This is a genomic window from Microbacterium sp. USHLN272 (genome assembly GCF_037149655.1).
GTDB classification, from domain to species: Bacteria; Actinomycetota; Actinomycetes; order Actinomycetales; family Microbacteriaceae; genus Microbacterium; species Microbacterium galbinum.
The window spans coordinates 1,248,439-1,270,379 of sequence record NZ_JBBCRA010000001.1 but is presented as its reverse complement, the minus strand read 5'-3'; the positions used below and the strand labels follow the sequence as shown (position 1 = coordinate 1,270,379).

At 68.9% G+C, this 21,941-nt stretch carries 18 protein-coding genes; 14 read left to right on the top strand and 4 right to left on the bottom strand.

Annotated features, from left to right (window positions below):
• Positions 1-16 precede the first annotated feature (16 nt).
• Positions 17-1,147: an FAD-dependent oxidoreductase gene (locus WFJ97_RS06155; RefSeq protein ID WP_336640830.1), complete on the bottom strand. Its 1,131-nt coding sequence runs from the start codon at positions 1,145-1,147 to the stop codon at positions 17-19.
• A 38-nt stretch (positions 1,148-1,185) separates the two neighbouring features.
• Here WFJ97_RS06155 and WFJ97_RS06150 point away from each other — a divergent pair, with 38 nt between their 5' ends.
• The 3 genes from WFJ97_RS06150 to WFJ97_RS06140 all read left to right on the top strand — a co-directional run bounded on the left by WFJ97_RS06150 (position 1,186) and on the right by WFJ97_RS06140 (position 7,569).
• Positions 1,186-2,301: a GuaB3 family IMP dehydrogenase-related protein gene (locus tag WFJ97_RS06150; protein WP_247624720.1), complete on the top strand. Its 1,116-nt coding sequence runs from the start codon at positions 1,186-1,188 to the stop codon at positions 2,299-2,301.
• A 59-nt stretch (positions 2,302-2,360) separates the two neighbouring features.
• Complete coding sequence (locus tag WFJ97_RS06145) at positions 2,361-3,113, top strand: SURF1 family protein (RefSeq protein WP_336641862.1); 753 nt, start codon at positions 2,361-2,363, stop codon at positions 3,111-3,113.
• Between the two features lie 199 nt (positions 3,114-3,312).
• Positions 3,313-7,569 carry an ExeM/NucH family extracellular endonuclease gene (locus tag WFJ97_RS06140; protein WP_336640829.1) on the top strand — a complete coding sequence of 1,419 codons (4,257 nt, stop codon included), beginning with the start codon at positions 3,313-3,315 and terminating at the stop codon, positions 7,567-7,569.
• A gap of 80 nt (positions 7,570-7,649) precedes the next feature.
• Here WFJ97_RS06140 and WFJ97_RS06135 read toward each other — a convergent pair whose 3' ends face one another.
• On the bottom strand, positions 7,650-8,456 hold the full coding sequence (locus WFJ97_RS06135; RefSeq protein WP_247623164.1) for a DeoR/GlpR family DNA-binding transcription regulator: 807 nt from the start codon (positions 8,454-8,456) through the stop codon (positions 7,650-7,652).
• Between the two features lie 232 nt (positions 8,457-8,688).
• Between WFJ97_RS06135 and WFJ97_RS06130 the strand changes: the two genes are divergently transcribed.
• The 11 genes from WFJ97_RS06130 to WFJ97_RS06080 all read left to right on the top strand — a co-directional run bounded on the left by WFJ97_RS06130 (position 8,689) and on the right by WFJ97_RS06080 (position 20,457).
• Positions 8,689-9,987, top strand: a complete 1,299-nt coding sequence (locus WFJ97_RS06130; protein WP_336640828.1) for an ABC transporter substrate-binding protein — start codon at positions 8,689-8,691, stop codon at positions 9,985-9,987.
• An 82-nt stretch (positions 9,988-10,069) separates the two neighbouring features.
• Complete coding sequence (locus WFJ97_RS06125) at positions 10,070-10,993, top strand: carbohydrate ABC transporter permease (protein WP_247623162.1); 924 nt, start codon at positions 10,070-10,072, stop codon at positions 10,991-10,993.
• 2 nt (positions 10,994-10,995) lie between these two features.
• Positions 10,996-11,841 (top strand): carbohydrate ABC transporter permease, encoded by an 846-nt coding sequence (locus WFJ97_RS06120; protein WP_247632737.1) that lies wholly within the window; start codon positions 10,996-10,998, stop codon positions 11,839-11,841.
• Between the two features lie 49 nt (positions 11,842-11,890).
• Entirely contained in the window at positions 11,891-12,754 is an 864-nt protein-coding gene (locus tag WFJ97_RS06115) for a ketose-bisphosphate aldolase (RefSeq protein WP_336640827.1), read from the top strand.
• A gap of 35 nt (positions 12,755-12,789) precedes the next feature.
• Positions 12,790-14,070, top strand: a complete 1,281-nt coding sequence (locus WFJ97_RS06110; protein ID WP_336640826.1) for an ADP-dependent glucokinase/phosphofructokinase — start codon at positions 12,790-12,792, stop codon at positions 14,068-14,070.
• Positions 14,067-15,047, top strand: a complete 981-nt coding sequence (locus WFJ97_RS06105; protein WP_336640825.1) for a class I mannose-6-phosphate isomerase — start codon at positions 14,067-14,069, stop codon at positions 15,045-15,047. The genes WFJ97_RS06110 and WFJ97_RS06105 overlap by 4 nt, the downstream gene beginning before the upstream one ends.
• 64 nt (positions 15,048-15,111) lie before the next feature.
• Positions 15,112-15,624: a DUF3817 domain-containing protein gene (locus tag WFJ97_RS06100; protein WP_247623157.1), complete on the top strand. Its 513-nt coding sequence runs from the start codon at positions 15,112-15,114 to the stop codon at positions 15,622-15,624.
• Positions 15,621-17,207, top strand: coding sequence for a glutamine-hydrolyzing GMP synthase (gene guaA / locus WFJ97_RS06095; RefSeq protein ID WP_247623156.1), 1,587 nt, complete (start codon positions 15,621-15,623; stop codon positions 17,205-17,207). Before WFJ97_RS06100 ends, guaA begins: the two co-directional genes overlap by 4 nt.
• Positions 17,208-17,215: 8 nt before the next feature.
• Positions 17,216-18,601: a glycosyltransferase gene (locus tag WFJ97_RS06090; protein WP_336640824.1), complete on the top strand. Its 1,386-nt coding sequence runs from the start codon at positions 17,216-17,218 to the stop codon at positions 18,599-18,601.
• A 130-nt stretch (positions 18,602-18,731) separates the two neighbouring features.
• A complete protein-coding gene (locus WFJ97_RS06085; protein ID WP_336640823.1) occupies positions 18,732-19,157 on the top strand; it encodes a YciI family protein in 426 nt (141 codons plus the stop codon).
• 1 nt (position 19,158) lies between these two features.
• A complete protein-coding gene (locus WFJ97_RS06080) occupies positions 19,159-20,457 on the top strand; it encodes an RNA polymerase sigma factor (protein WP_336640822.1) in 1,299 nt (432 codons plus the stop codon).
• Between the two features lie 60 nt (positions 20,458-20,517).
• Here WFJ97_RS06080 and WFJ97_RS06075 read toward each other — a convergent pair whose 3' ends face one another.
• Both WFJ97_RS06075 and WFJ97_RS06070 read right to left on the bottom strand, forming a co-directional pair.
• Complete coding sequence (locus WFJ97_RS06075; RefSeq protein WP_247623152.1) at positions 20,518-20,790, bottom strand: GlsB/YeaQ/YmgE family stress response membrane protein; 273 nt, start codon at positions 20,788-20,790, stop codon at positions 20,518-20,520.
• Between the two features lie 152 nt (positions 20,791-20,942).
• Positions 20,943-21,854, bottom strand: a complete 912-nt coding sequence (locus tag WFJ97_RS06070) for a Bax inhibitor-1/YccA family protein (protein WP_336640821.1) — start codon at positions 21,852-21,854, stop codon at positions 20,943-20,945.
• Positions 21,855-21,941: the final 87 nt, after the last annotated feature.

Here is a 21,941-nt window from a genome sequence, read left to right as displayed (position 1 = left end):
GGCGTGTTCCGACCTCTCAGCTCACGTGGGGGAGCCGGAACGGCTCGGCGGCGCGCGCCGACTCGTCGAGCGCGAGATCCGCGAGCGTCGCCCCGATCCCGGTCGCGAACTTGAACCCGTGGCCCGAGAAGCCCGCTCCGACGACGATCCGGCCGCGTCGGTCGAGGACGAACACGCCGTCGTCGGTCGAGGTGTACGTGCAACTGATCGGCACCGCGCTCGTCGCGTCGAGTCCCGGCATCCACTCGCGCACGTAGCCGGCGAGAGTGTCGAGATGCGTGGGGACGTGCGGGCGGGCGTCGGGGTCGACCTCGTCGCCCACGCGGTGGAAGCCGACCTTCACGCCCTCCTCGGGAGTGGGCATGCCGTAGACGGTCGCCGGGTACTCCGCCGGATCGACGTAGTGGTTGAACGAGGGCCAGCCGGCGTCATCGACCGGCGCGAAGTGCGCGGGCGTCTCCTCGGTGACCGTGAGGCGGGGGAGTCCGAGCTCTCCGACCAGGTTCCGGCTCCAGGCGCCGACCGTGACCACCACGGTCTCGGCGCGCAGGTGCGAGCCGTCGGCGAGAGCGATGTCGATGCCCTCCCCGCGGTCGTCGATCGCGGCGACCGGCGTGCTCCATCGCACGTCGCCGCCCGCGGCGAGGATGCGGCGCTCGAACTCGATCAGGGCAGCGGACGCCCGCACGACGCCGGCGTCGGGCGACCACAGCGCGTCGCCGTCGAAGCGCATGCCGGCCCAGCGGCGGGTCGCCTCGCCTGCGGAGAGCACCTCGGCCGGGATGCCGCGCGCGGCCAGGCGCTCGTGGATCCGCCGCAGGTCGACATCACCGTGCGTGACGAGGCCGTGCAGCCGTAACAGGGGAGTCCCGCCGACGTCGCCGAGCGAGTCCCACCCCTCCCGCGCACGCACGAGGAGGTCGAGGTAGTGATCCTCGTCGTAGGCGTTGTTGAAGTTGCGCGTGGCTCCGTGCGACGCCCCCTCGCGGTGGCCGCGGGCGAATCGCTCCAGCACGACGGGACGCTTCCCGCGTCGTGCGAGCTCCCAGGCGGTGGCGAGTCCCATGACCCCGCCGCCCACGACGACGACCGCTGCGGCATCCGCTCCCATGCATCCTCCCGATGTCGCTCCCAGTCTCCCAGCCATCGACCGCCTCCGCGCCCGGGTAGTCTGGAGTGGTGACCATGGAGATCGAGCTCGGCCGAGGAAAGCGCGCGCGTCGCGCGTACACGTTCGATGACATCGCGGTGGTGCCCTCGCGGCGCACGCGCAACCCGGAGGACGTGTCGACCGCCTGGACGATCGACGCCTTCGGCTTCGGGATCCCCGTGCTGGGGGCGCCGATGGATTCCGTCGTGAGCCCGCAGACGGCGATCATGCTCGGGCAGCTCGGCGGCCTCGGCGTGCTCGACCTCGAGGGCCTGTGGACCCGGTACGAGAACCCCGAGCCGCTGCTCGCCGAGATCGCCGGCCTCAGCGACTCCCAGGCGACCGTGCGCATGCAGCAGCTGTACTCGGAGCCGATCAAGCCCGCGCTCATCACGCAGCGTCTCGCCGAGATCCGCGAGGCTGGCGTCACCGTCGCCGGCTCGCTCACGCCGCAGCGCACCCAGGAGTTCTACGACACGGTCGCCGCGGCCGGGGTCGACCTGTTCGTGATCCGTGGCACCACGGTGTCGGCGGAGCACGTCTCGAGCGACATCGAGCCCCTCAACCTCAAGAAGTTCATCTACGACCTCGACGTGCCCGTCATCGTCGGCGGCGCAGCCACCTACACGGCCGCGCTGCACCTCATGCGCACGGGCGCGGCCGGTGTGCTGGTCGGCTTCGGCGGGGGAGCGGCGTCGACCACGCGCGCGACCCTCGGCATCCACGCGCCGATGGCGACCGCCGTCTCCGACGTCGCGGCGGCGCGTCGCGACTACCTCGACGAGTCGGGCGGACGCTACGTGCACGTCATCGCCGACGGCGGCGTGGGCACCTCCGGCGACATCGTGAAGGCACTGGCGATGGGAGCGGATGCCGTCATGCTCGGCGTCGCGCTGGCCCGCGCCACCGATGCGCCCGGTCACGGCTACCACTGGGGCCCCGAGGCCCACCACCCGAAGCTGCCGCGCGGTCGTCGCGTGCAGGTCGGAGGGATCGGCACGCTCGAGGAGATCCTGTACGGCCCCGCTCCCGTGGCCGACGGCACCGCGAACCTCATCGGCGCGCTGCGCAAGTCCATGGCGACCACCGGATACTCCGACCTCAAGGAGTTCCAGCGGGTCGAGGTCGTCCTCGCCCCGTACGAAGCCTGATCCTCCGTATCGCCGCCGTGTCGTCCGCCTCGCTGTTCCCGCCGACCCTCCGTGAGGTGATGCTGCGCGGGCGATGGATCGGCATGCTGCTGTTCTGCCTGCTGGTGGCCGGCGTGTTCGCCTGGCTCGGCCAGTGGCAGCTCGAGCGTGCGATCGAGACCGACCCGCCCGAGCCGGGCGCGACGGAGCAGGTGCAACAGCTCGATGAGGTCGTGGAACCGGGGCAGTACCTTCCCGAGCCGCTCGTCGGTCAGCGGGTCGAGACCTCGGGCACCTGGGTGCCCGGCGACTTCCTCGTCGTCTCGCAGCGCTACAACGACGGCGTCGAGGGCTACTGGGTGACCGGTCAGCTGCGCGTCGCCGAGCGCACCTCGATCGCCGTCGCGATCGGATGGGCACCCGACCGCGAGAGCGCGGACGCGGCGATCGACGAGCTGAACGCCGATGACGGCGGCACCGTCGAGATCGCCGGCCGCATCATCTCCGACGAGGGACCGGTCCCGCCGCCGCACGACGAGCCCGACCGGATGAACCGGATGTCGACGGCCGCACTGCTCAGCTTCTGGCACGACACCGACCGGCTCGACGTGTATCGGCCGTATCTCGCCGCCATCGAGGCATCCGCCGGGCTCGTCGACATCGACTCTCCGGCGCCGAACGAGATGTCGCCGGTCAACTGGCTCAACGTGTTCTACGCCGTCGAGTGGGCGATCTTCGCGGGCTTCGCCTTCTACCTCTGGTACCGCCTGGCGAAGGACGCGTGGGAGCGCGAGGTCGAGGAATTCGAGGACGCCGCCGCGGCGTCCGCCTGACACGCGCACCCCGGGAATGCGGCCGTGCGCGGCCGGTGAGCAGTCGGTGACCAAACGGCGAACACCATTGAGGATGTCGGACCCTCTCCGTAGGGTCGAAGACATGCGCGCGTCCGGACACACGCTCCGGGCGCTCGCACGACAGGCCCCACAAGGGCCCGACGTCACCGAAATCCACAATGTCGAGGAGACCGTTCGCATGTCAGCCCCCCACGACGACGCCCGCACGGGAGTCGATTCGTCAGAATTCCGGAAGCGGGGGCGCACCGGCGCTCTCGCTCTGACCACCGCCGTCGCGCTGACCTTCGGGTCGCTCGCCGCGGCCCCCGCTTTCGCCGAGGAGCCCGTCGATGCCCCCGCATCGTCGAGCACCGAGACCGAGGCTCCGGCGACCCCCGCGCCGGACGACACCGCATCCCCCGCACCGGAGGAGGCCCCGTCGACGCAGCCGGACACCGAGGACGAGGCGGACGACGCGGCAGCGGCGCCCGCGCCCGAAGAAGCACCGGCGGCCCCCGCGGAGGATGCCGCGGTCGCGAGCACGCCGACCACCCACACGATCGCCGAGGTGCAGGGCACCGGCGACGTCTCTCCCGTGAACGGTCAGACCGTCACCGTCGAGGGCATCGTCACCGCCGACTATCGGACCGGCGGCTACAAGGGCATCGTGATCCAGACGCAGGGCTCCGGCGGCGCCGAGGACGCGACGCCCGGTGCCTCCGACGGCGTGTTCGTCTTCTTGAACGCCCTCGCTCCGACTCTCGAGATCGGCGACCTCGTCTCGGTCACGGGCCGCGTGAGCGAGTACTTCGGCCAGACCCAGATCTCGCCCACGGCTCTCGCGGGTGTCGAGGTCGTCACGGCCGATGCCGGTCTGCCCGAGGTGACCCCTCTCCCCGACACCGTCGTGGGCGCCGACCGCGAGCAGTACGAGAACATGCTCGTCGCCCCGGCCGGTACCTACCGTCTCGCGTCGAGCCACCAGCTCTACAACTTCGGCACGCTGTGGCTGAACGCCGGGGAAGATCTCAACGTCAAGAGCACCGAGACGACGCGTCCGGGTGATGATGCGGCCGCGATCGCGGCCGCCAATCGGGCGAACCGCATCCTGCTCGACGACGCATGGTCTCTGCAGGTCAACAACAACAACCACCCGGGCCAGCAGCCGTACTTCACGACCGACCAGGTCGTGCGCACCGGCGACGTCGTCGACTTCAGCGACGCCGGCTACATCCTGCAGTGGGGCTTCGACGACTGGCGGCTGCAGCCGACCGTGCCGATCGACGACTCCTCGCCCGCCGAGCTCAAGGTCGGCTTCGAGCAGACCAACCCGCGCCCCGAGACCGCTCCGGACGTGGGCGGCGACGTGCAGGTCGGGTCGTTCAACGTCTTCAACTACTTCACGACGTTGAAGAGCGAGAACCCCGACGCCCGCGGCGCGGCGAATGCGGAGCAGTTCGCGATCCAGAAGTCCAAGATCGTCGCGGCGATCAACGGACTCGACGCCGACATCGTCTCGCTCATGGAGATCGAGAACTCGGTCAAGCTCGGCAAGCCGATCGACACGGCGCTCGCCGACCTCGTCGACGGGCTCAACGACGCGGCGGGCGGCGAGGTGTGGGCGTTCGTGCCGACGCCCGACGCCCTGAACGACGCGGCGACGACCGACTACATCACCAACGCGATCATCTACAAGAAGGATGCCGTCTCACCGGTCGGCGACAGTGCGACCGTGACCGACGAGTCGGTGTGGGGCAACGCCCGTGAGCCGATCGCCCAGGCGTTCGACATCGACGGACGGGTCGTGACGGTCGTCGCGAACCACCTCAAGTCGAAGTCCCCGCCCACCGGCGCGGGTGCCGAGCCGGCCGACGGCCAGGGTTTCTTCAACGCCGACCGCGTGGCGCAGGCCGAGGCGATCCTCGACTTCGCCGGCGACCTCGAGCAGTCGACCGGGAGCAGCGACCTGCTGCTGATCGGCGACTTCAACGCCTACGGCAAGGAAGACCCGATCGACGTGTTCACGTCGGCGGGCTGGAGCGATCTCGTCGCGGACAAGACCGACGGACAGTACACGTACTCGTTCGACGGCGAGCTGGGTTCGCTCGACCACGTGATCGCGTCGCCGTCGCTCGCCTCCTCGATCACCGGAGCCGGCGTCTGGGGCATCAACTCGCCCGAGTGGAGCGACCGCGGCTACGCGTTCGGCGCCACCGAGGCGGGTACGCCCTACCGGTCGAGCGACCACGACCCGATCATCGTCGGCGTCTCCTCGGAGATCCCGCCGGTGAGCATCGACGTCGTCACGGTGAACGACTTCCACGGACGCATCGAGGCCGACGGTGCCGCCGCCGGTGCCGCGGTGCTCGCGGGAGCCGTGCAGCAGTTCCGTTCCGAGAACCCGAACACGATCTTCGCGGGAGCGGGAGACCTGATCGGTGCATCGACGTTCACCTCGTTCATCAACGACGACAACCCCACGATCGATGCGCTCAACGCGGCCGGTCTCGATGTGAGCTCGGCGGGCAACCACGAGTTCGACCAGGGCTGGGAGGACCTGCGCGATCGCGTGCAGGACCGCGCGGACTGGGAGTACATCGCGTCGAACGTGTTCGTGACCGAGACCGGCGAGCCCGCTCTGGCCCCCGCCTGGGTCAAGGAGCTCGACGGCGTCAAGGTCGGCTTCATCGGAGCCGTCACCGAGGATCTCGACTCGCTGGTCTCCCCGGAGGGGATCGCCGACCTCGAGGTGCGCAGCATCGCCGACTCCGTGAACGCGGTGGCCGACGATCTGCGCGACGGCGACGAATCCAACGGCGAGGCCGACGTCATCATCCTGCTCGTGCACGAGGGCGCCGAGAGCACCGATGTCGCGGCGGTCACGCCCGACTCGCCGCTCGGTGAGATCGTCTACGGCGTGGACGCCGATGTCGATGCGATCGTCTCGGCTCACACCCACCTCGCCTACAACCACGTCATCGACGGCCGCCCGGTCGTCTCGGCAGGTCAGTACGGCGAGAACCTGGGCCTGATGAACATCCAGGTCGACCCGACCACGAAGGACCTGATCTCGATCACCAACGAGATCAAACCGCTCACCGCCAACGGACAGCCGCTCTACCCGGCCGTGCCCGAGGTCGCCGAGATCGTCGCGAAGGCGAAGGCCGAGGCCGACGTGCTCGGTGCGGTCGAGGTCGGGCAGATCACGGCGGACTTCAACCGGGCGCGTCAGGCGAACGGTTCGGAGAACCGCGGTGGCGAGTCGACGATCGGCAACTTCGTCGCCGATGTGCAGAAGTGGTCGACGGATGCCGACATCGCCCTGATGAACCCCGGCGGTCTGCGCGCGAACCTCGCGTACGCGTCGAGCGGGGCATCCGATCCCGACGGCAACGTCACCTATCGAGAGGCGGCGAACGTGCAACCGTTCGCCAACACGCTCGTGACGCTCACCCTGACGGGGGAGCAGCTCAAGGGCGTGCTCGAGGAGCAGTGGCAGCCCGCGGGGGCGGCGCGTCCGTTCCTGAAGCTCGGCGTCTCGGAGGGGCTCGTCTACACGTACGACCCCACGGCGGCGCAGGGAGCGCGGATCACCTCGATCACGCTCGACGGAACCCCGATCGACCCGGCGGCCGAGTACACCGTCGCGGCGAACTCGTTCCTCGCGGCGGGCGGCGACAACTTCGTCACCTTCCGAGAGGGCACCGGCAAGCGCGACACCGGCAAGATCGATCTGCAGTCGATGGTCGACTGGTTCGACGCGAACGGCACCGCGACGCCCGATCAGGCGCAGCGCGCCGTCGGCGTCACGGTCAGCCCGGCGGATGCCGACGGGTACAGTGCGGGCGATCAGGTGACCGTCGCGCTGTCGTCGCTCGCGTTCAGCGCGGGAGAGCCGGCGCCTGGCGAGGTGACGCTCTCGCTGGGCGACACCCAGCTCGCCGCGAGCGCGATCGACCCGGCGATCGTCGACACGACCGACGAGGCCGGACGTGCGACGCTCACCTTCACCGTCCCTGCGGGAGCGACCGGTGAGCAGGCGCTCACCGTCTCGGTCCCCGCGACGGGCACGACGGTGCAGGTGCCGTTCACGATCACGGGTGAGGCGGAGTTCGCCGGCACGATCGACCTGGCCTCCTCGAAGGTGACGGCAGGCAAGAAGCTGCAGATCACCGGTGAGGGTTATGCACCGGGCGAGACGGTGACCGTGCAGCTGCGACCGAAGAAGGGCGCGCCGATCGAGGTCGGCACGATCCAGGTCGCCAGCGACGGCTCGTTCGACGGCTCGGTGACGGTTCCGAAGAACACCAAGGCCGGCGATTACACCGTCGCGGTGTCGCAGTCGGACGGAGACGAGGCCACGGCATCCGTCACCGTCAAGAAGGCGAGCACGATCGGCGGGATCATCGGCGGCATCATCGATTGGATCCTCGATCTGATCGGCGGATGGTGGTGACCCCACCCCGCTGATCGAAGCGGAGGCCGCCGGGAGCGATCCCGGCGGCCTCCGTCGTCGTTCAGGTCGCTGTCAGGTCGTCAGGGGACGAGAACCTGCACGTCGGCCTGCGCAAGGGCTGCGGCGATGTGCGGGGGCGGCGGAGCATCCGTGATCAGGTAGTCGGCCCGGTCGAGCTGCGCGATCTGCGCGAAGAACCGGCGCCCGATCTTCGAGGAGTCCGCCAGGATAGCGGTGCGCTCGGCGCGCTGCATCATCTCGGACATCATCGCGGCGTCGCCGAGGTTCGAGGCCGAATACCCGCCCTCGTCGACGGCCCCGACGCCGATCAGCGCGAGGTCGCAGCGGATGTCGACCTCCGGGCCGCCGGGCGTCATCGTGAACGTCACGGGTCCGGTCGTCGCCTGGGTGATCGAGCGCACCGCACCGCCGAACACGTACAGGTCGCGGAATGCGGTGGGGGCGAGCTCGGCGGGGATCCGCAGGTTGTTCGTCGCGATCGTCAGATCCTGATGATTGCGAAGCGCGCGAGCGACCGCCAACGTCGTCGTCCCGGCGTTCAACATCACCACCGAGCCGTCCTCGATCAGACCGGCGGCGAGGCGGGCGATGCGCTCCTTCTCCTCGGTCTGCACGCGCATGCGCACGTCGAGGGCGCGGTCCTTGAGCGGCCCGGTCGCGGAACTCACGGCACCGCCGTGGGTGCGCACGAGCACGCCTTCGCGGTCGAGTTGATCGAGATCGCGGCGGATCGTGTCGATCGAGACGCCGAAATGCTCGGCGAGATCGCCGACCGTGACCTGCCCCGTCTGCTCGACGTAGCTGGCGAGATCGGCCTTCCTGCCCGCGGGGAGGCGACGACGATGTGCCGGTGCGGATGTTTCCATGCAGACATCTCTAGCACACGAAAGCGACGAACACCGCAGACTTGTGCAGAAAACGGCATATCGCGTGCATGAGTGATTATCCGCGGAATATTCGCCCCCGGTCGCGGGAATCTGTAACGACATCTCCAGATTGACGCTTGACGCCGCGGCAAATCCGGGCATAACATGGCTCAAAACCGCATGAACAAGCATTGAAGCGCGTGATGCGGCACGATCTCGAAGAGGAGAAGTGATGAGCACAGTGCGACTGGGGCAGCGACGCACCCGGAACATCGTCGGAGCCGCCGCGGCGGCCGTGACCCTTCTGGCGGTGGCGGGCTGCGCGCCCAGCACCGGCGGCGACAGCGGTGGAGACGGCGGCGACGTGACGATCGAGTTCGCCCAGTGGTGGGAGCCGGAACTGCCCGACGGCGAGTTCCGCGCCCTCATCGACGAGTTCGAGGCGGCGAACCCCGGGATCACGGTCGATCTCGTGAGCGGGCCGTACGCCTCCACCAAGGAGCAGCTGTTCGCGGGAGCCGCGTCCGGCACCATGCCCGATGTCGTCGGTCTCGACGGCGCGTGGGTCAACGACTTCGCCTCGCAGGGAGTCATCGCCGACCTCAGCGCGCTGATGGAGGAGTACGACTACGACGACAGCGAGCTCGCCAGCCAGATCCAGGTCGACGGCAGCACGTACATGATCCCGGTCGTCAACTTCGTGTATCCGATGTTCACGAACGACGCGCTCCTCGCCGAGGCCGGTGTCGACGCTCCGCCCGCCACCCGCAGCGAGTTCGCGGATGCCGCGGAGAAGGTCTCCGCCCTCGGGGGCGACGTCTCCGGGTGGGTCCTCCCGCTCTCCCTCGAAGCGCCGAACGGTGTGCAGAACGACGTCATGTCGTGGGTCTGGGCATCCGGCGGCTCGATGCTGAAGGACGGTCAGCCCGATCTCACCAACGACGACGTGACCTCCGCGGTCGAGTACATCGGCGAGCTGTGGGACGCGGGAGTGATCGCCTCCGGTTCGTTCACGATGAAGGAGCAGGACAAGGTCGAGGAGTTCACCAACGGCCGGGCCGGCATGATGATCGACTCGCTCGCGCACATCAACCTCATCCGCGAGACGAACCCCGACCTCGAGTTCTCGATCTCGGCGATCCCCGCCGAGGACGGATACGAGGGCGAACGTGGCATTCCCTACGCCTCGTGGGGCATCGGCGTGGCCGAGAACTCCGAGCACAAGGAGGCGGCGTTCAAGCTCGTCGAGTTCCTCATGAGCCAGGAGACCAACTCGACTCTGTCGACGATGGCGAAGGCCTTCCCCGGCAACTCGACCTCGGTTCCCGACTTCGTGAACGACGACGAGCTGTTCAAGACCGCGTTCGACATCTACCAGGCCGGCTACCCCGCCAATGAGTTCACCGGGCTGCCGGTGGCGGAGGAGCTGATGCGCCAGTTCGGCGAGCAGCTGCAGTCCGCACTCGACGGGCAGCAGTCGATCCCCGACGCGCTCAAGGCGGCGCAGACGTCCTGGGAAGCGGAGTTCTGAGCTCCTCGCCTCCCGCCTGAACGGGGTGCCGCATCGCCGATGATGCGATGCGGCACCCGACCAACCTAGGAGCCCGCACCTCATGAGCCTGAGAACGACCGACGACACCGAGGTGATCGTCACCGGGGTGCCGCACTCGCGGCGCCGACGGCAACTGCGCAAGACCACCGAGTCGTACGCCTTCCTCTCGCCGACGATCATCCTGCTGTTCGTCCTGATGATCGTGCCGATCGTGATGGTGATCGGATACTCGTTCCAGGACAACGTGATCCTGAACAAGTCGCCCGAGTTCGTCGGGATCGCCAACTACGTCGAGGTCCTCTCCGACCCCCGCTTCTGGAAGGCCACCGGCAACACGATCCTGTTCACGGTCGCGAGCGTGCTGGCGCACCTGGTGCTCGGTCTCGCGTTCGCGATGATGCTGAACAGCCCGCTCCTCGGCCGGGTCTCGCGCTCCCTGTTCCGGGCCCTCTACGTTCTGCCGTGGCTGTTCACGGTCGCGGTGATCGCGGTGCTGTGGCGCATGCTCCTCGCCCCGAACGGCGTGATCAACTTCCTGCTCAACACCGACATCGAATGGCTCGCCTCTCCGCAGCTGGCGTTGGGCACCATCATCTTCATCAACATCTGGGCGGGGTACCCGTTCTTCATGGTCAGCCTGCTCGCCGGCCTCCAGGGTGTCCCGGCCGAACTGCACGAGGCGGCCACCGTCGACGGCGCCAGCAACGTGCAGCGCTTCTGGAACGTGACGATCCCGCAGCTGCGGCCGATCATCGTGAGCCTCGTGCTGCTCGACCTGATCTGGACCTCGCAGCAGTTCGCCCTCATCTGGATGACCACCGGCGGCGGTCCGATCGACGTCACGGAGGTGCTCAGCACCTTCACCTACAAGCTCGCCTTCGCCAAGTACGACTTCTCGCTCGCCGCCACCTCGGCCGTGCTCGTGCTGCTGATGTCGATGGTGCTCGCCGTGTTCTACGTCCGTCACCAGAAAGCGAGGGACTGATCATGGCGCTCACCGTCAAGAACCGCCGCGTCGTCGCGAAGGGTTCGCTGATGATCGGACTGATCATCGGAGCCGTCTTCGCCGCCGGACCCGTGCTGTGGATGCTCTCGAGCTCGTTCAAGTCCAACACCCAGATCTTCGAGCTGCCCCCGCGGCTCATCACCGACACCTTCTCGTTCGACGCGTACATCGCGATCTTCACGAACGCCGAGACGGTGCGGTTTTTCCTCAACAGCTACATCGTCGCGGGGTCGGTCACGATCCTCACCCTGATCGTCGCGATCCAGGCGGCCTACGCCTTCAGCCGCTTCGACTTCCGGGGCAAGCGCATCCTCAACGTGGTGATCGTGAGCGTGCAGGCCGTGCCGCCCATCACGCTGCTGATCCCGTACTTCGGCCTGATGGTCGGCCTCGGCCTCTACAACTCCTACGCCGGGCTGATCCTCACGTACATGGTGTTCACGCTGCCCTACGCGATCATCATGATGACCGGCTACTTCAACACCCTGCCGCGCGAGCTCGACGAGGCCGTCCGCGTCGACGGCGCGGGGTCGTTCACGGCGCTGTGGCGCATCCTCGTGCCGATCTCGGTGCCGGGCATCGTGTCGGTGGGCATCTACACGTTCATGATCGCGTGGAACGAGTACCTGTTCGCGCTGACGCTCACACGCACGATCGACATGCGTACGGTGCCCATCGGCATCCAACTCCTGATGGGGCAGCACTCCTACGAGTGGAACCAGATCATGGCCATGAGCGTGCTCGGGTCCATCCCCGTGCTCATCCTCTTCCTCTTCTTCCAGCGCTACTTCATCAGCGGCCTCACGGCCGGCTCGGTGAAGAGCTGACCGCCACCCCGCCCGGGGCCCTCGACCATCACGAAAACAGGAGAAACACGTGCTCTACACCGGAAAATCCATCCTCGACGTCGCCAACGCGCACAACTTCGCGATCCCGGCGTTCAACATCAGCGATTGGGCGATGTTCAACGGAGTCATGGACATCAGTGAGGAGAAGAACGCGCCGGTGATCATCGCGATCCACCCGGACGAGGTCTCGCACATCACGACCGACCTGATCGCGGCGATGCACTCCCGCGCGCACCGCTCGAGCGTCCCCGTGGCGATCCACTGGGACCACGGCGGCAGCTACGAGCAGATGATCACGGCGATCAAGGCCGGGTTCACCTCGGTCATGATCGACGCGTCGCTGCTGCCGTTCGACGAGAACGTCGCGCTCACGCGCAAGGTCGTCGAGGCCGCGCACGCGGTGGGCATCCAGGTCGAGGGCGAGCTGGGCACGATCGGCGCGAACGACAGCTACGGCGAGTCGGGTGCCGCGGAGATCATCTACACGAACGTCGACGACGCCGTGCGCTTCGTCGAGGAGACGGGCGTCGACAGCCTCGCGATCGCCATCGGCACCTCGCACGGGCTGTACCCCGCCGAGAAGAACCCCGAGCTGCGCCACGACCTGCTCCAGGAGATCAAGGCCGCGGTCGGCATCCCGCTCGTGCTCCACGGCGGATCGGCGAACCCGGATGCCGAACTGCGTCGCGCCGTCGAGCTGGGCATCAACAAGATCAACATCTCCAGCGACATCAAGGTCTCGTACCACAACCGCATGCGCGAGATCCTGGGCACCGACGAGCGTCTGCGCGAGCCGAACGCGATCCAGCCCGAGCCGATCGCCGCCCTGAAGGCGACCGCGGCTGAGAAGATCGAACTGTTCGGTGCGGACGGCAAAGCCGACCTGTACTGACCGGCACGGATCTCGACGGGGAGGACGATCGACGGATGACACGTGATGTGGGCGGTCGGCTCGTGCTGGGGCTCGGCGGAACGGTCGACTTCGAACTGCGGTGGGACTCCGCCGTCGTGGGCCGGCTGGCCCGGGAGCATCGCATCCGGCGGCACGAGCTGACCGCCGCGGCGTCGATCGTCGACGAGCGCTCGCTCCTGGTGGCCGTGCTCGCGTTCGTCGCAGCCGGGACCGGGGCCGAGCGCTTCGTCGAGTCCTCCGAGGTGATCGAGCGCTTCGCCGCGCACTTCGACGTGGCCGTGACGCTCGGCGGCACGGGGGTGCGGGCGGGGCTCGTGCTCGACAGCCTCGGCATCCCGAGCGTGCAGCATCTGGTGAGCATCGACGACAACGTCCGCCGTCTGCTGCCGGAGCGCGTCTCGTACGTGTCGTCGGCCGACCGCGACACCCTCGATCCGCACCTGATCGTGCAGTACCCGGTCGGGGCGCACGTGCGGCTGATCGACGGTGACATCGTCTCCCCGAGCGCGAACCGGCTGATCTTCGCGAACGACCCGCCCAATCGCGAGATGCGTCTCGCCGACGATCTGCCGGCGGCCCTGGCCGGAGCATCCGTCTTCCTGGTGTCTGGCTTCAACACCATGCAGGACCACGACCTGCTCGAGCGCCGGCTCGACGAGCTGCTCGTCGCGCTCGCGTCGCTGCCCGACGAGGCGCTGGTGTACTACGAGGACGCGGGTTTCTACACGCGGGCCTTCTCTCACACCGTCCGCGACCGGCTGCTCTCCCGCATCGATGTCTACGGCATGAACGAGGACGAACTGCAGGAGTATCTGGGCCGATCCGTCGATCTGCTCGATCCGGCCGACGTGATCGCCGCGCTCACCGCGATCGCCCGGCTGATCCCCGCCCCCGCCCTCGTCGTGCACACCCGGCACTGGGCGATCGCCGTCGGATCGGATGCCGCGCGCCACCGCGCAGCACTCGAGAGCGCTGTCCGGGTCGCGGCGACGCGCTACCGGCTCGGCGATGGATTCTCGTCGTCGGATGCCGAGGAGACGGCCGCGATGGCGCGGAACCGCCGCGGCGCCGAGCTCGTCGCCGCCGTCGAGCGCGGCATCCCCGGAGCGGTCGGCGTGCCGGCTTTCGCCCTCGATATCCCGGAGCCGACGACGATCGGTCTCGGCGATACCTTCGTCGGCGGGTTCCTGGCTGCGCACGCCGATGCGGATGCTGCGCACGCCGATGCGGATGCTGCGCACGCCGATGCGGATGTGAATGCTGCGCACGCCGATGCGAACGGAGCTGCCCGATGAACCCGATCGCCCTCGCCCCGAACCGACCGGCCGAGCGCTTCTACCGCGGCGGAGAGCGCCTCCGCGCGTTCCGCGGCGATCCGGGGTCCGCGCCCCGCGAACCCGAGGACTGGATCGGATCGGTGACGACGGTCCGCGGCGAGGAGACCCTCGGCCTCAGCACCCTGCCCGACGGGCGGCTGCTGCGCGAGGCGATCGCCGAGGATCCGATCGCCTGGCTGGGGGAGGAGCACGTCCGCCGTTGGGGTGACGACGCGCGCCTGCTCGTCAAGCTGCTCGACGCGGGGGAGCGGTTGCCGGTGCATGCGCATCCGCACGACGACTTCGCGGCCGGGCATCTCGGCCGCGCGCACGGCAAAGCCGAGGCCTGGTACATCCTCGAGGGCGGGACGGTGTACGTCGGCCTGCGGGAGGAGGTGACGGCCGATGCTCTCGCCGATCTGGTCGCGCGCCAGGACGTCGCCGCGCTCCTCGGTCTGCTGCACGCGATCGAGGTCGGGCCCGGCGATGTGGTGTGGGTGCCGCCGGGGGAGCTGCACGCGATCGGCGCGGGTGTTCTCCTGCTCGAACTGCAGCAGCCCGAGGACCTCTCGATCCTGCTCGAGTGGGAGGGATTCGCGATCGACGGCGCCGGGGAGGGGCATCTGGGTCTCGGGTTCGAGCTGGCCCTGACGGCGGTGAACCGCACCGGACGTGACCGGGCACAGCTCGACGCCCTCGTCCGCACGGCACCGCGATCGGGGTCGGCGTTCCCGGCCGCCGCCGACGAGTACTTCCGCCTCGATCGGGTTCCGGTCGACGGAGGGCCCGTGATGCTCGATCCCGGGTTCGCGATCGTCGTCGTGGTCGATGGCGAGGTCGCTCTGGGAGGACAGGGGTTCCCCGCGGGGTCGACCGTGCTCGTTCCCGCCGCGGCATCCGAGCGCGCGCTCACGGGTCACGGTGAGGCGCTGGTCGCCCGGCCGCCCGCACCGTGAGGGCGTCGAGCGCGGGCTATCCGCGCCGGATCGAGCGGTGCGGCGCGCCGACTAGACTGGACGCATGCCCGAACCGAAAGTCGCCAGCTTTCCGGCGATCCGCGGTGCGCTGAAGTTCTACCAGATCGCGTCGATCATCACCGGAGTCATGCTGCTCCTGCTGCTGACCGAGATGGTGCTGAAGTACACGCCGATCCACCTCGAACTGTTCCTCGGAGGATCGGGCGGACCGCTCTGGTTCGCCGGCGTGCTCGCCGGCGCCGACTGCGAGTGGTGGTCGCTGTTCGCCCCCTGGACGAACTCGTGCGAGATGACCTCGCTCGGCGACGGCTTCAACGTGTCGCTGGCGATCCTCGTCGCGCACGGCTGGTTCTACGTCGTGTACCTCTTCGCGTGCTTCCGCATGTGGAGCCTGATGCGCTGGCCGTTCCCGCGCTTCATCCTGCTCGCCCTCGGCGGCGTGATCCCGCTGCTGTCGTTCTTCATGGAGGCCATCGTGGCCCGTGAAGTCAAGACCTACCTCGCCACCCGAGAGGCCTCAGAGGTCTCCGCTCCCGCCCCGGAAGGTGCCCGTTGACCGAACAGTCCGAGACCCAGCAGCGCCCCGCGCTCGTCGTCGACTTCGGCGCGCAGTACGCGCAGCTGATCGCCCGTCGCGTGCGCGAGGCCGGCGTCTACAGCGAGATCGTGCCGCACACCGCGACCGCTGCCGAGATCGCCGCCAAGAACCCGGTCGCGATCATCCTCTCCGGAGGGCCCTCGTCGGTGTACGAGGAGGGAGCGCCGCGCCTCGACCCCGCGGTGTTCGACCTCGGCGTGCCCACGCTCGGCATCTGCTACGGCTTCCAGTACATGGCTCAGACGCTGGGCGGCGAGGTCGCGAACACCGGCCTGCGCGAGTACGGGGCGACGGATGCGGTCATCACGGGTGACGGTGGAACGCTGCTCGGCGGCCAGCCCGTCGAGCAGAACGTGTGGATGAGCCACGGCGACCAGGTCGCGCGTGCTCCCGAGGGCTTCGACGTGCTCGCGACGACGGACGCGACCAAGGTCGCGGCGTTCGCGAACGAGGACCGCGGCTTCTACGGCGTGCAGTGGCACCCGGAGGTCAAGCACTCCGATCACGGCCAGCGCGTGCTCGAGAACTTCCTGCACAAGGGTGCGGGCCTCGCGTCCGACTGGAACAGCGGCAACGTGATCGCCGAGCAGATCGAGCGCATCCGCGAGCAGGTGGGCGACGCCCGCGTCATCTCGGCGCTCTCCGGCGGTGTCGACTCCGCGGTCTCCACCGCGCTCGTGCACAAGGCGATCGGCGACCAGCTCACCGCCGTATTCGTCGACCACGGGCTCCTCCGCAAGGGCGAGCGTGAGCAGGTCGAGAAGGACTACGTCGAGTCCACGGGCGTACGTCTGATCACGGTCGACGCCGCTGACACCTTCCTCGGCCACCTGAAGGGTGTCACCGATCCCGAGGAGAAGCGCAAGATCATCGGACGCGAGTTCATCCGCGCGTTCGAGAAGGTGCAGCTCGACCTGGTCGCCGAGGCGAAGGCCTCCGGCGGTGCCCCGGTCAAGTTCCTCGTGCAGGGCACGCTCTACCCCGACGTCGTCGAGTCCGGCGGCGGTGCGGGCACGGCGAACATCAAGTCGCACCACAACGTGGGCGGTCTGCCCGACGACCTCGACTTCGAACTGATCGAGCCGCTGCGTGCGCTGTTCAAGGACGAGGTCCGGGCGATCGGGCGCGAGCTCGGCATCCCCGAGGCGATCGTCGGCCGACAGCCGTTCCCCGGCCCCGGCCTGGGCATCCGCATCATCGGCGAGGTCACGGCCGACCGTCTGGAGATCCTCCGCGAGGCCGACGCCATCGCCCGTGAGGAGCTCACCAAGGCCGGGCTCGACCAGGAGATCTGGCAGTGCCCCGTCGTGCTCCTCGCCGACGTGCGCTCGGTGGGTGTGCAGGGCGACGGCCGCACCTACGGCCATCCGATCGTGCTGCGTCCCGTGTCGAGCGAAGACGCGATGACGGCCGACTGGACGCGCCTGCCGTACGACGTGCTCTCCAAGATCTCGAACCGCATCACCAACGGCGTGCGCGACGTCAACCGCGTCGTGCTCGACGTGACGTCGAAGCCGCCGGGGACGATCGAGTGGGAGTAGGGGAGACGATGCTCCCCGCGTCGGCGCCGGCCCTGCCGGACGCCGAGTACCTGGTGCTGTCGAGCAGGCTCATCCCCGACCTCGACGGCGGCTACACGATCGCGACGCTGTCGCGCGCCCGGCAGCTGGCCGGTGCGGGCGTGGCCGAGGGGCGTGGGCCGCAGCTGCTCACCTTCGACCCGGGCACCGCGGCCGACCACGCGCAGCACCGGGAGACGTTCGTCTCGCGCGGTGCTCTGGTCGACGCCTCTCGCCTGCGCAATCTCTTCGACGAGGCCGTCGCTGCCGAGGGCGGAGGGGTCGCATGGCTGCGAGCGGTCGCCGACCCCGCCCTCGCCGCGAACCCGGGGGTCGAGTACCGCACGATCGCGGATGCCGAGGGGCGGCCGTTCGTCGCGCTCCCGGTGATCCCGGGCAATCCCGACTGGCACCTGAGCGTCGAGCCGGTGCAGATCTTCGACGCGAACGGCGAGGTCGTAGGCGGCGTCGCCGGTTTCGGCGGACTGTACCGCGCGTGGCTGTCGCACCTGGCCGCGGGCCTCGGCGACCGCCCGATCGTCGTCATCTGCGAATCGCGCCAGCTCGGCGAGCTCATCGTGGGATGGCAGGACCCGCGCGTGCGCATCCTCCACACGATCCACACCATCCACCTCGAGGCTCCCTACACGGCGGATGCCCCGACCAACGCGCTGTGGACGCGCTGGTTCGCCCTCTCCGACCGTTTCGACGCCGTGATCTGGCCGACGGCGACGCAGCGCGACGACGTCGTGGCACGCTTCGGCACGGCGGCGCGGAACGAGACCGTGCCGAACCCGATCGCGGCCGTCGCGCGCCGCGACGACCTGCGGGAGCCGGGACTGGTCGTGGTGCTCGGACGCCTGGCTCCGGGCAAGCGCGTCGATCAGGCGATCCGTGCGTTCCTCGCGGCCGACGTGCCCGACACTCGCCTCGAGATCTGGGGCGGCGGACCGGAGCAGGAGCGCCTGACCGCCCTCATCGCCGAGCTCGGTGCGGCAGATCGCGTCGTGCTCGCCGGGTACACCGACGACCCGGGGCGCGTTCTCGACCGGGCCTCGGTCGTGCTCACCGCCACCGCCTTCGAGGGGCAACCGCTGTCGATCGTCGAGGCGCTGCTGCACGGCGCGCCGGTCGTGTCGTACGACGTGCGCTACGGCATCCGCGACGTCCTGGGCGCGGGCGGGGGAGTGCTCGCTCCGAGCGGCGATGTCGATGCGTTGGCCGCCGCCCTGCGCGGCGTGCTGGCCGACCCCGCGCTGCTCGCGCGGCTGAGTGCCGAGGCCCCCGAGGTGGCCGCGGCATGGAGCCCCGAGAAGTCGCTGAGCGCGCTCACCGCCGTGATCGATGCGGCCGTGCGTCGGCCGCCCCGGCGCTGAGAACACGCTCGAGAGAGCGCTCGAGAAGAAATCTCGGAGAATTCCGGATCGCATGTCGATCCGACGCGTTCCCGTTCGACGTCTTTGATGAGAGGGTCGAGACACGATCCCATCGATCAAGGAGAACACCATGAATTACATGCTCATCATGCGCGCGACCGACGAGGCCGTCGATGCGTACAAGGAGATCCCCTTCGAGCAGGTCATCGAGGCGATGGGGAAGTACAACGAGTCCATGATCAAGGCCGGCGTGCTGGCAGCGGGCGAGGGACTCACCGATGCCGCGGAGGGCTTCGTCGTCGACTTCAGCGCCGAGACCCCGCTCATCACCGACGGCCCCTACGGCGAGACCAAGGAGCTGTTCAACGGATTCTGGATCCTCGAGGTGTCGAGCCGCGAGGAGGCCGCCGAGTGGGCGAGCCGTGCACCGCTCGGACCCGGATCGTTCCTCGAGGTGCGCCGGGTGACCGACGCCTCGGACTTCCCCGCCGACAATGAGTGGATCGAGAAGGAAGCAGGCTGGCGCGAGGAGCAGGCGCAGCGCGCCCAGCAGTGAGATGACCCCCTCCTCCGACGACGCGGCGGTGCGTCCCCTTCCCCCACCGGGGACGGTGGAGCGCACCGTCGCCGCGGTCTGGCGCATCGAGTCGGCGAAGATCGTCGGCACGCTCGCCCGCATGGTCGGCGACTTCGGGTGGGCGGAGGACCTCGCCCAGGAGGCGCTGCTCGATGCGCTGCGGCAGTGGCCGGTCGAGGGTGTGCCCCGCAACGGCGCCGCCTGGTTGACGGCCGTCGCGAAGCGCAGAGCGATCGACGGATGGCGGCGGCAGGAGCGCTTCGATCATCGCATCGCCGTGCTCGCTCACGACCTGGAGCGCGAGCAGGCCGAGGGGATCGACGCCGTGCCCTGGGATCCGGACGCGGTCGACGACGACGTGCTCCGGCTGATGTTCATCGCCTGTCACCCCGTGCTGTCACGCGAAGCCCAGGTGGCTCTCACCCTGCGCGTGGTCGCGGGGCTGTCGAGCGAGGAGATCGCTCGCGCGTTCCTGGTTCCCACGGCCACCGTGCAGCAGCGCATCGTGCGGGCGAAGAAGACGCTGGCCGCGGCGGGGGTTCCGTTCGAGACTCCTCCGCGCGAGGAGCACACCGCCCGTCTCGGGGCGCTCCTCGGCATCGTGTACCTGATCTTCAACGAGGCCCACGCGGCGAGCAGCGGGCCGGAATGGATGCGGCCGGACCTCGCCGACGAGGCGATCAGGCTGGGGCGTGTGCTGGTCGGGCTGATGCCGCGCGAGCCGGACGCCCTCGGGCTGCTCGCTCTGATGGAGCTCACCGCGGCGCGGTTCCCGGCGCGGACCGACGCGCAGGGAGATCCGGTGCTGCTCGGCGACCAGGACCGACGGCTGTGGGACCGCAGCCGGATCACGCGAGGACGCGCCGCACTCGCGCGGGCGGATGCCGTCGGCCGAGGCCGTGGCGCCTATGGACTGCAGGCGGCTATCGCCGAGTGCCATGCGCTCGCTCCGTCGATCGAGGAGACCGACTGGGAACGGATCGTCGTGCTCTACGAGGCGCTCGGGCGGCTCGCCCCGTCACCCGTCGTCGAACTCAACCGCGCGGCCGCCGTCGCGATGGCGACGGGGCCGGCCTCGGCGCTGAAGGTACTCGATCAGCTGGAGGCATCCGGAGTTCTGCGCGGGTACCACCTGCTGCCGGCGACACGGGCCGAGATGCTGCGCCGCCTCGGGAGGGAGGACGAAGCGCGCAGCGAGTTCGCGACGGCCGCCGCCCTCACCGGCAACGACCGTGAACGTGCGCTGCTCGAGGCGAAGTCGCGCGGCGAGCGGACATGACTTCGCCCCCACCGGGGGCCGGAGGGGGCGAAGCGCCGCGATCAGCGCACGGAGCGGTGATCAGGCCTTGCTGCGACTGCCACGACCGACGATGAGGCCGTAGATCAGCAGCACGATGATCGATCCGCCGATGGCGAGGAGCCACGTGCCGAGATCCCAGAACTCGGTGAGCGGGCGGTTGAGGATCAGCGAGCCGAGCCACCCTCCGAGCAGGGCGCCGACGACGCCCAGCAGAAGCGTGATGAACCATCCACCGCCCTGCTTGCCGGGCAGGATCAGTTTCGCGATGGCCCCGGCGATGAGACCGAGAAGAAGAAAGCCGAGAAAGCTCATGATGACCTCCTGTGTGCAGACGAGTTTCGTCTGATCGCTCGATTCTGCGCTCTCAGGAAGCTTTCAGGAAACCCCTTGCGCCGCGGGGCGGAACATGCAGGAGGCCCGCCTCCGAAGGGAGACGGGCCTCGTGAGCGACAGACGACGGATCGTCAGTTGTTGCCGCGGACGATCGCGATGATGCGCAGGATCTCGACGTACAGCCAGACGACCGTGACCATGATGCCGAAGGCGCCGAGCCAGCCGTAGACGCGGGGAGCGCCGTTGCGCACACCCTGCTGGATCTGGTCGAAGTCGAGCACCAGCGAGTAGGCGGCCATGATGACCACGAGCACGCCGATGATCAGTCCGAGCGGAATGCCCATGATCTCGGCGCTGTAGAGGCCGAAGGCCTGGCTGGCGGGCAGGACGCCGGTCCACATGAGCACGAGGTTCAGCAGCGAGAAGACGAGGTAGCCCACCATCGCGACCATGAAGATCTTGGTGGCCTTCTTCGACGCGCGGATCTTGCCGCTGGCGAAGAGGGCGAGGGTCACGCCGACGACCGAGATCGTCGCGAGCGTGGCCTGCAGCACGATGCCCGGGTAGAGGACCTCGAAGAACGCCGAGATGCCACCGATGAACAGACCCTCGAGGGCGGCGTAGGCGAAGATCAGCGCCGGACGCACCTTCTTGCGCGAGGTGAAGGTGATGATCATCGCGAGGACGAAACCGCCGAGCGCACCGATCATCCACGGCACGAGCGAGACGGTCGAGAACGAGGTGATGTCGGTGCCGCCGAGCGTCCACACCCAGCCGATGGCCGCGGTGACGAGGAGGATGCCGAACAGGCCGGCCGTCTTCCAGACGGTGTCCTCGACGGACATGCGGTCGGTCTCGATCGAGCCCGCCGGCGGAGCCGCGTACATGCCCTCGAGCTGCGCGTTGGCCGCGGCGTCGACGGTGGCGTGCTGGAACGATGCGGCCTGGGCTCCCCGAGCACCCTGCGGTGCGCCGGGGTAGGTCGCGACATTGCGCGGATCCTGCCGCTTGAAAGCAGGGTTGTTGAATGCGAAGTTGCTCATGGTGGGCCTCACTCCAGAAGGGTGTCGTAGGTCGCTTTCCTCCACGATACCGGCGTGGGGCGCGCGATGGGGTGTTCTACGCTGAGA

Excerpts from the sequence above, each read along its gene's own strand:
- WFJ97_RS06110 (WP_336640826.1), top strand. The coding sequence starts at position 12,790 with ATGACACGTGATGTGGGCGGTCGGCTCGTGCTGGGGCTCGGCGGAACG.
- WFJ97_RS06125 (WP_247623162.1), top strand. The coding sequence starts at position 10,070 with ATGAGCCTGAGAACGACCGACGACACCGAGGTGATCGTCACCGGGGTG.
- WFJ97_RS06140 (WP_336640829.1), top strand. The coding sequence starts at position 3,313 with ATGTCAGCCCCCCACGACGACGCCCGCACGGGAGTCGATTCGTCAGAA.
- WFJ97_RS06135 (WP_247623164.1), bottom strand. The coding sequence starts at position 8,456 with ATGGAAACATCCGCACCGGCACATCGTCGTCGCCTCCCCGCGGGCAGG.
- WFJ97_RS06150 (WP_247624720.1), top strand. The coding sequence starts at position 1,186 with ATGGAGATCGAGCTCGGCCGAGGAAAGCGCGCGCGTCGCGCGTACACG.
- WFJ97_RS06130 (WP_336640828.1), top strand. The coding sequence starts at position 8,689 with ATGAGCACAGTGCGACTGGGGCAGCGACGCACCCGGAACATCGTCGGA.
- WFJ97_RS06155 (WP_336640830.1), bottom strand. The coding sequence starts at position 1,147 with ATGGCTGGGAGACTGGGAGCGACATCGGGAGGATGCATGGGAGCGGAT.
- WFJ97_RS06080 (WP_336640822.1), top strand. The coding sequence starts at position 19,159 with ATGACCCCCTCCTCCGACGACGCGGCGGTGCGTCCCCTTCCCCCACCG.
- WFJ97_RS06105 (WP_336640825.1), top strand. The coding sequence starts at position 14,067 with ATGAACCCGATCGCCCTCGCCCCGAACCGACCGGCCGAGCGCTTCTAC.
- WFJ97_RS06120 (WP_247632737.1), top strand. The coding sequence starts at position 10,996 with ATGGCGCTCACCGTCAAGAACCGCCGCGTCGTCGCGAAGGGTTCGCTG.
- WFJ97_RS06090 (WP_336640824.1), top strand. The coding sequence starts at position 17,216 with ATGCTCCCCGCGTCGGCGCCGGCCCTGCCGGACGCCGAGTACCTGGTG.
- WFJ97_RS06085 (WP_336640823.1), top strand. The coding sequence starts at position 18,732 with ATGAATTACATGCTCATCATGCGCGCGACCGACGAGGCCGTCGATGCG.
- WFJ97_RS06145 (WP_336641862.1), top strand. The coding sequence starts at position 2,361 with ATGCTGCGCGGGCGATGGATCGGCATGCTGCTGTTCTGCCTGCTGGTG.
- WFJ97_RS06070 (WP_336640821.1), bottom strand. The coding sequence starts at position 21,854 with ATGAGCAACTTCGCATTCAACAACCCTGCTTTCAAGCGGCAGGATCCG.
- WFJ97_RS06100 (WP_247623157.1), top strand. The coding sequence starts at position 15,112 with ATGCCCGAACCGAAAGTCGCCAGCTTTCCGGCGATCCGCGGTGCGCTG.
- WFJ97_RS06075 (WP_247623152.1), bottom strand. The coding sequence starts at position 20,790 with ATGAGCTTTCTCGGCTTTCTTCTTCTCGGTCTCATCGCCGGGGCCATC.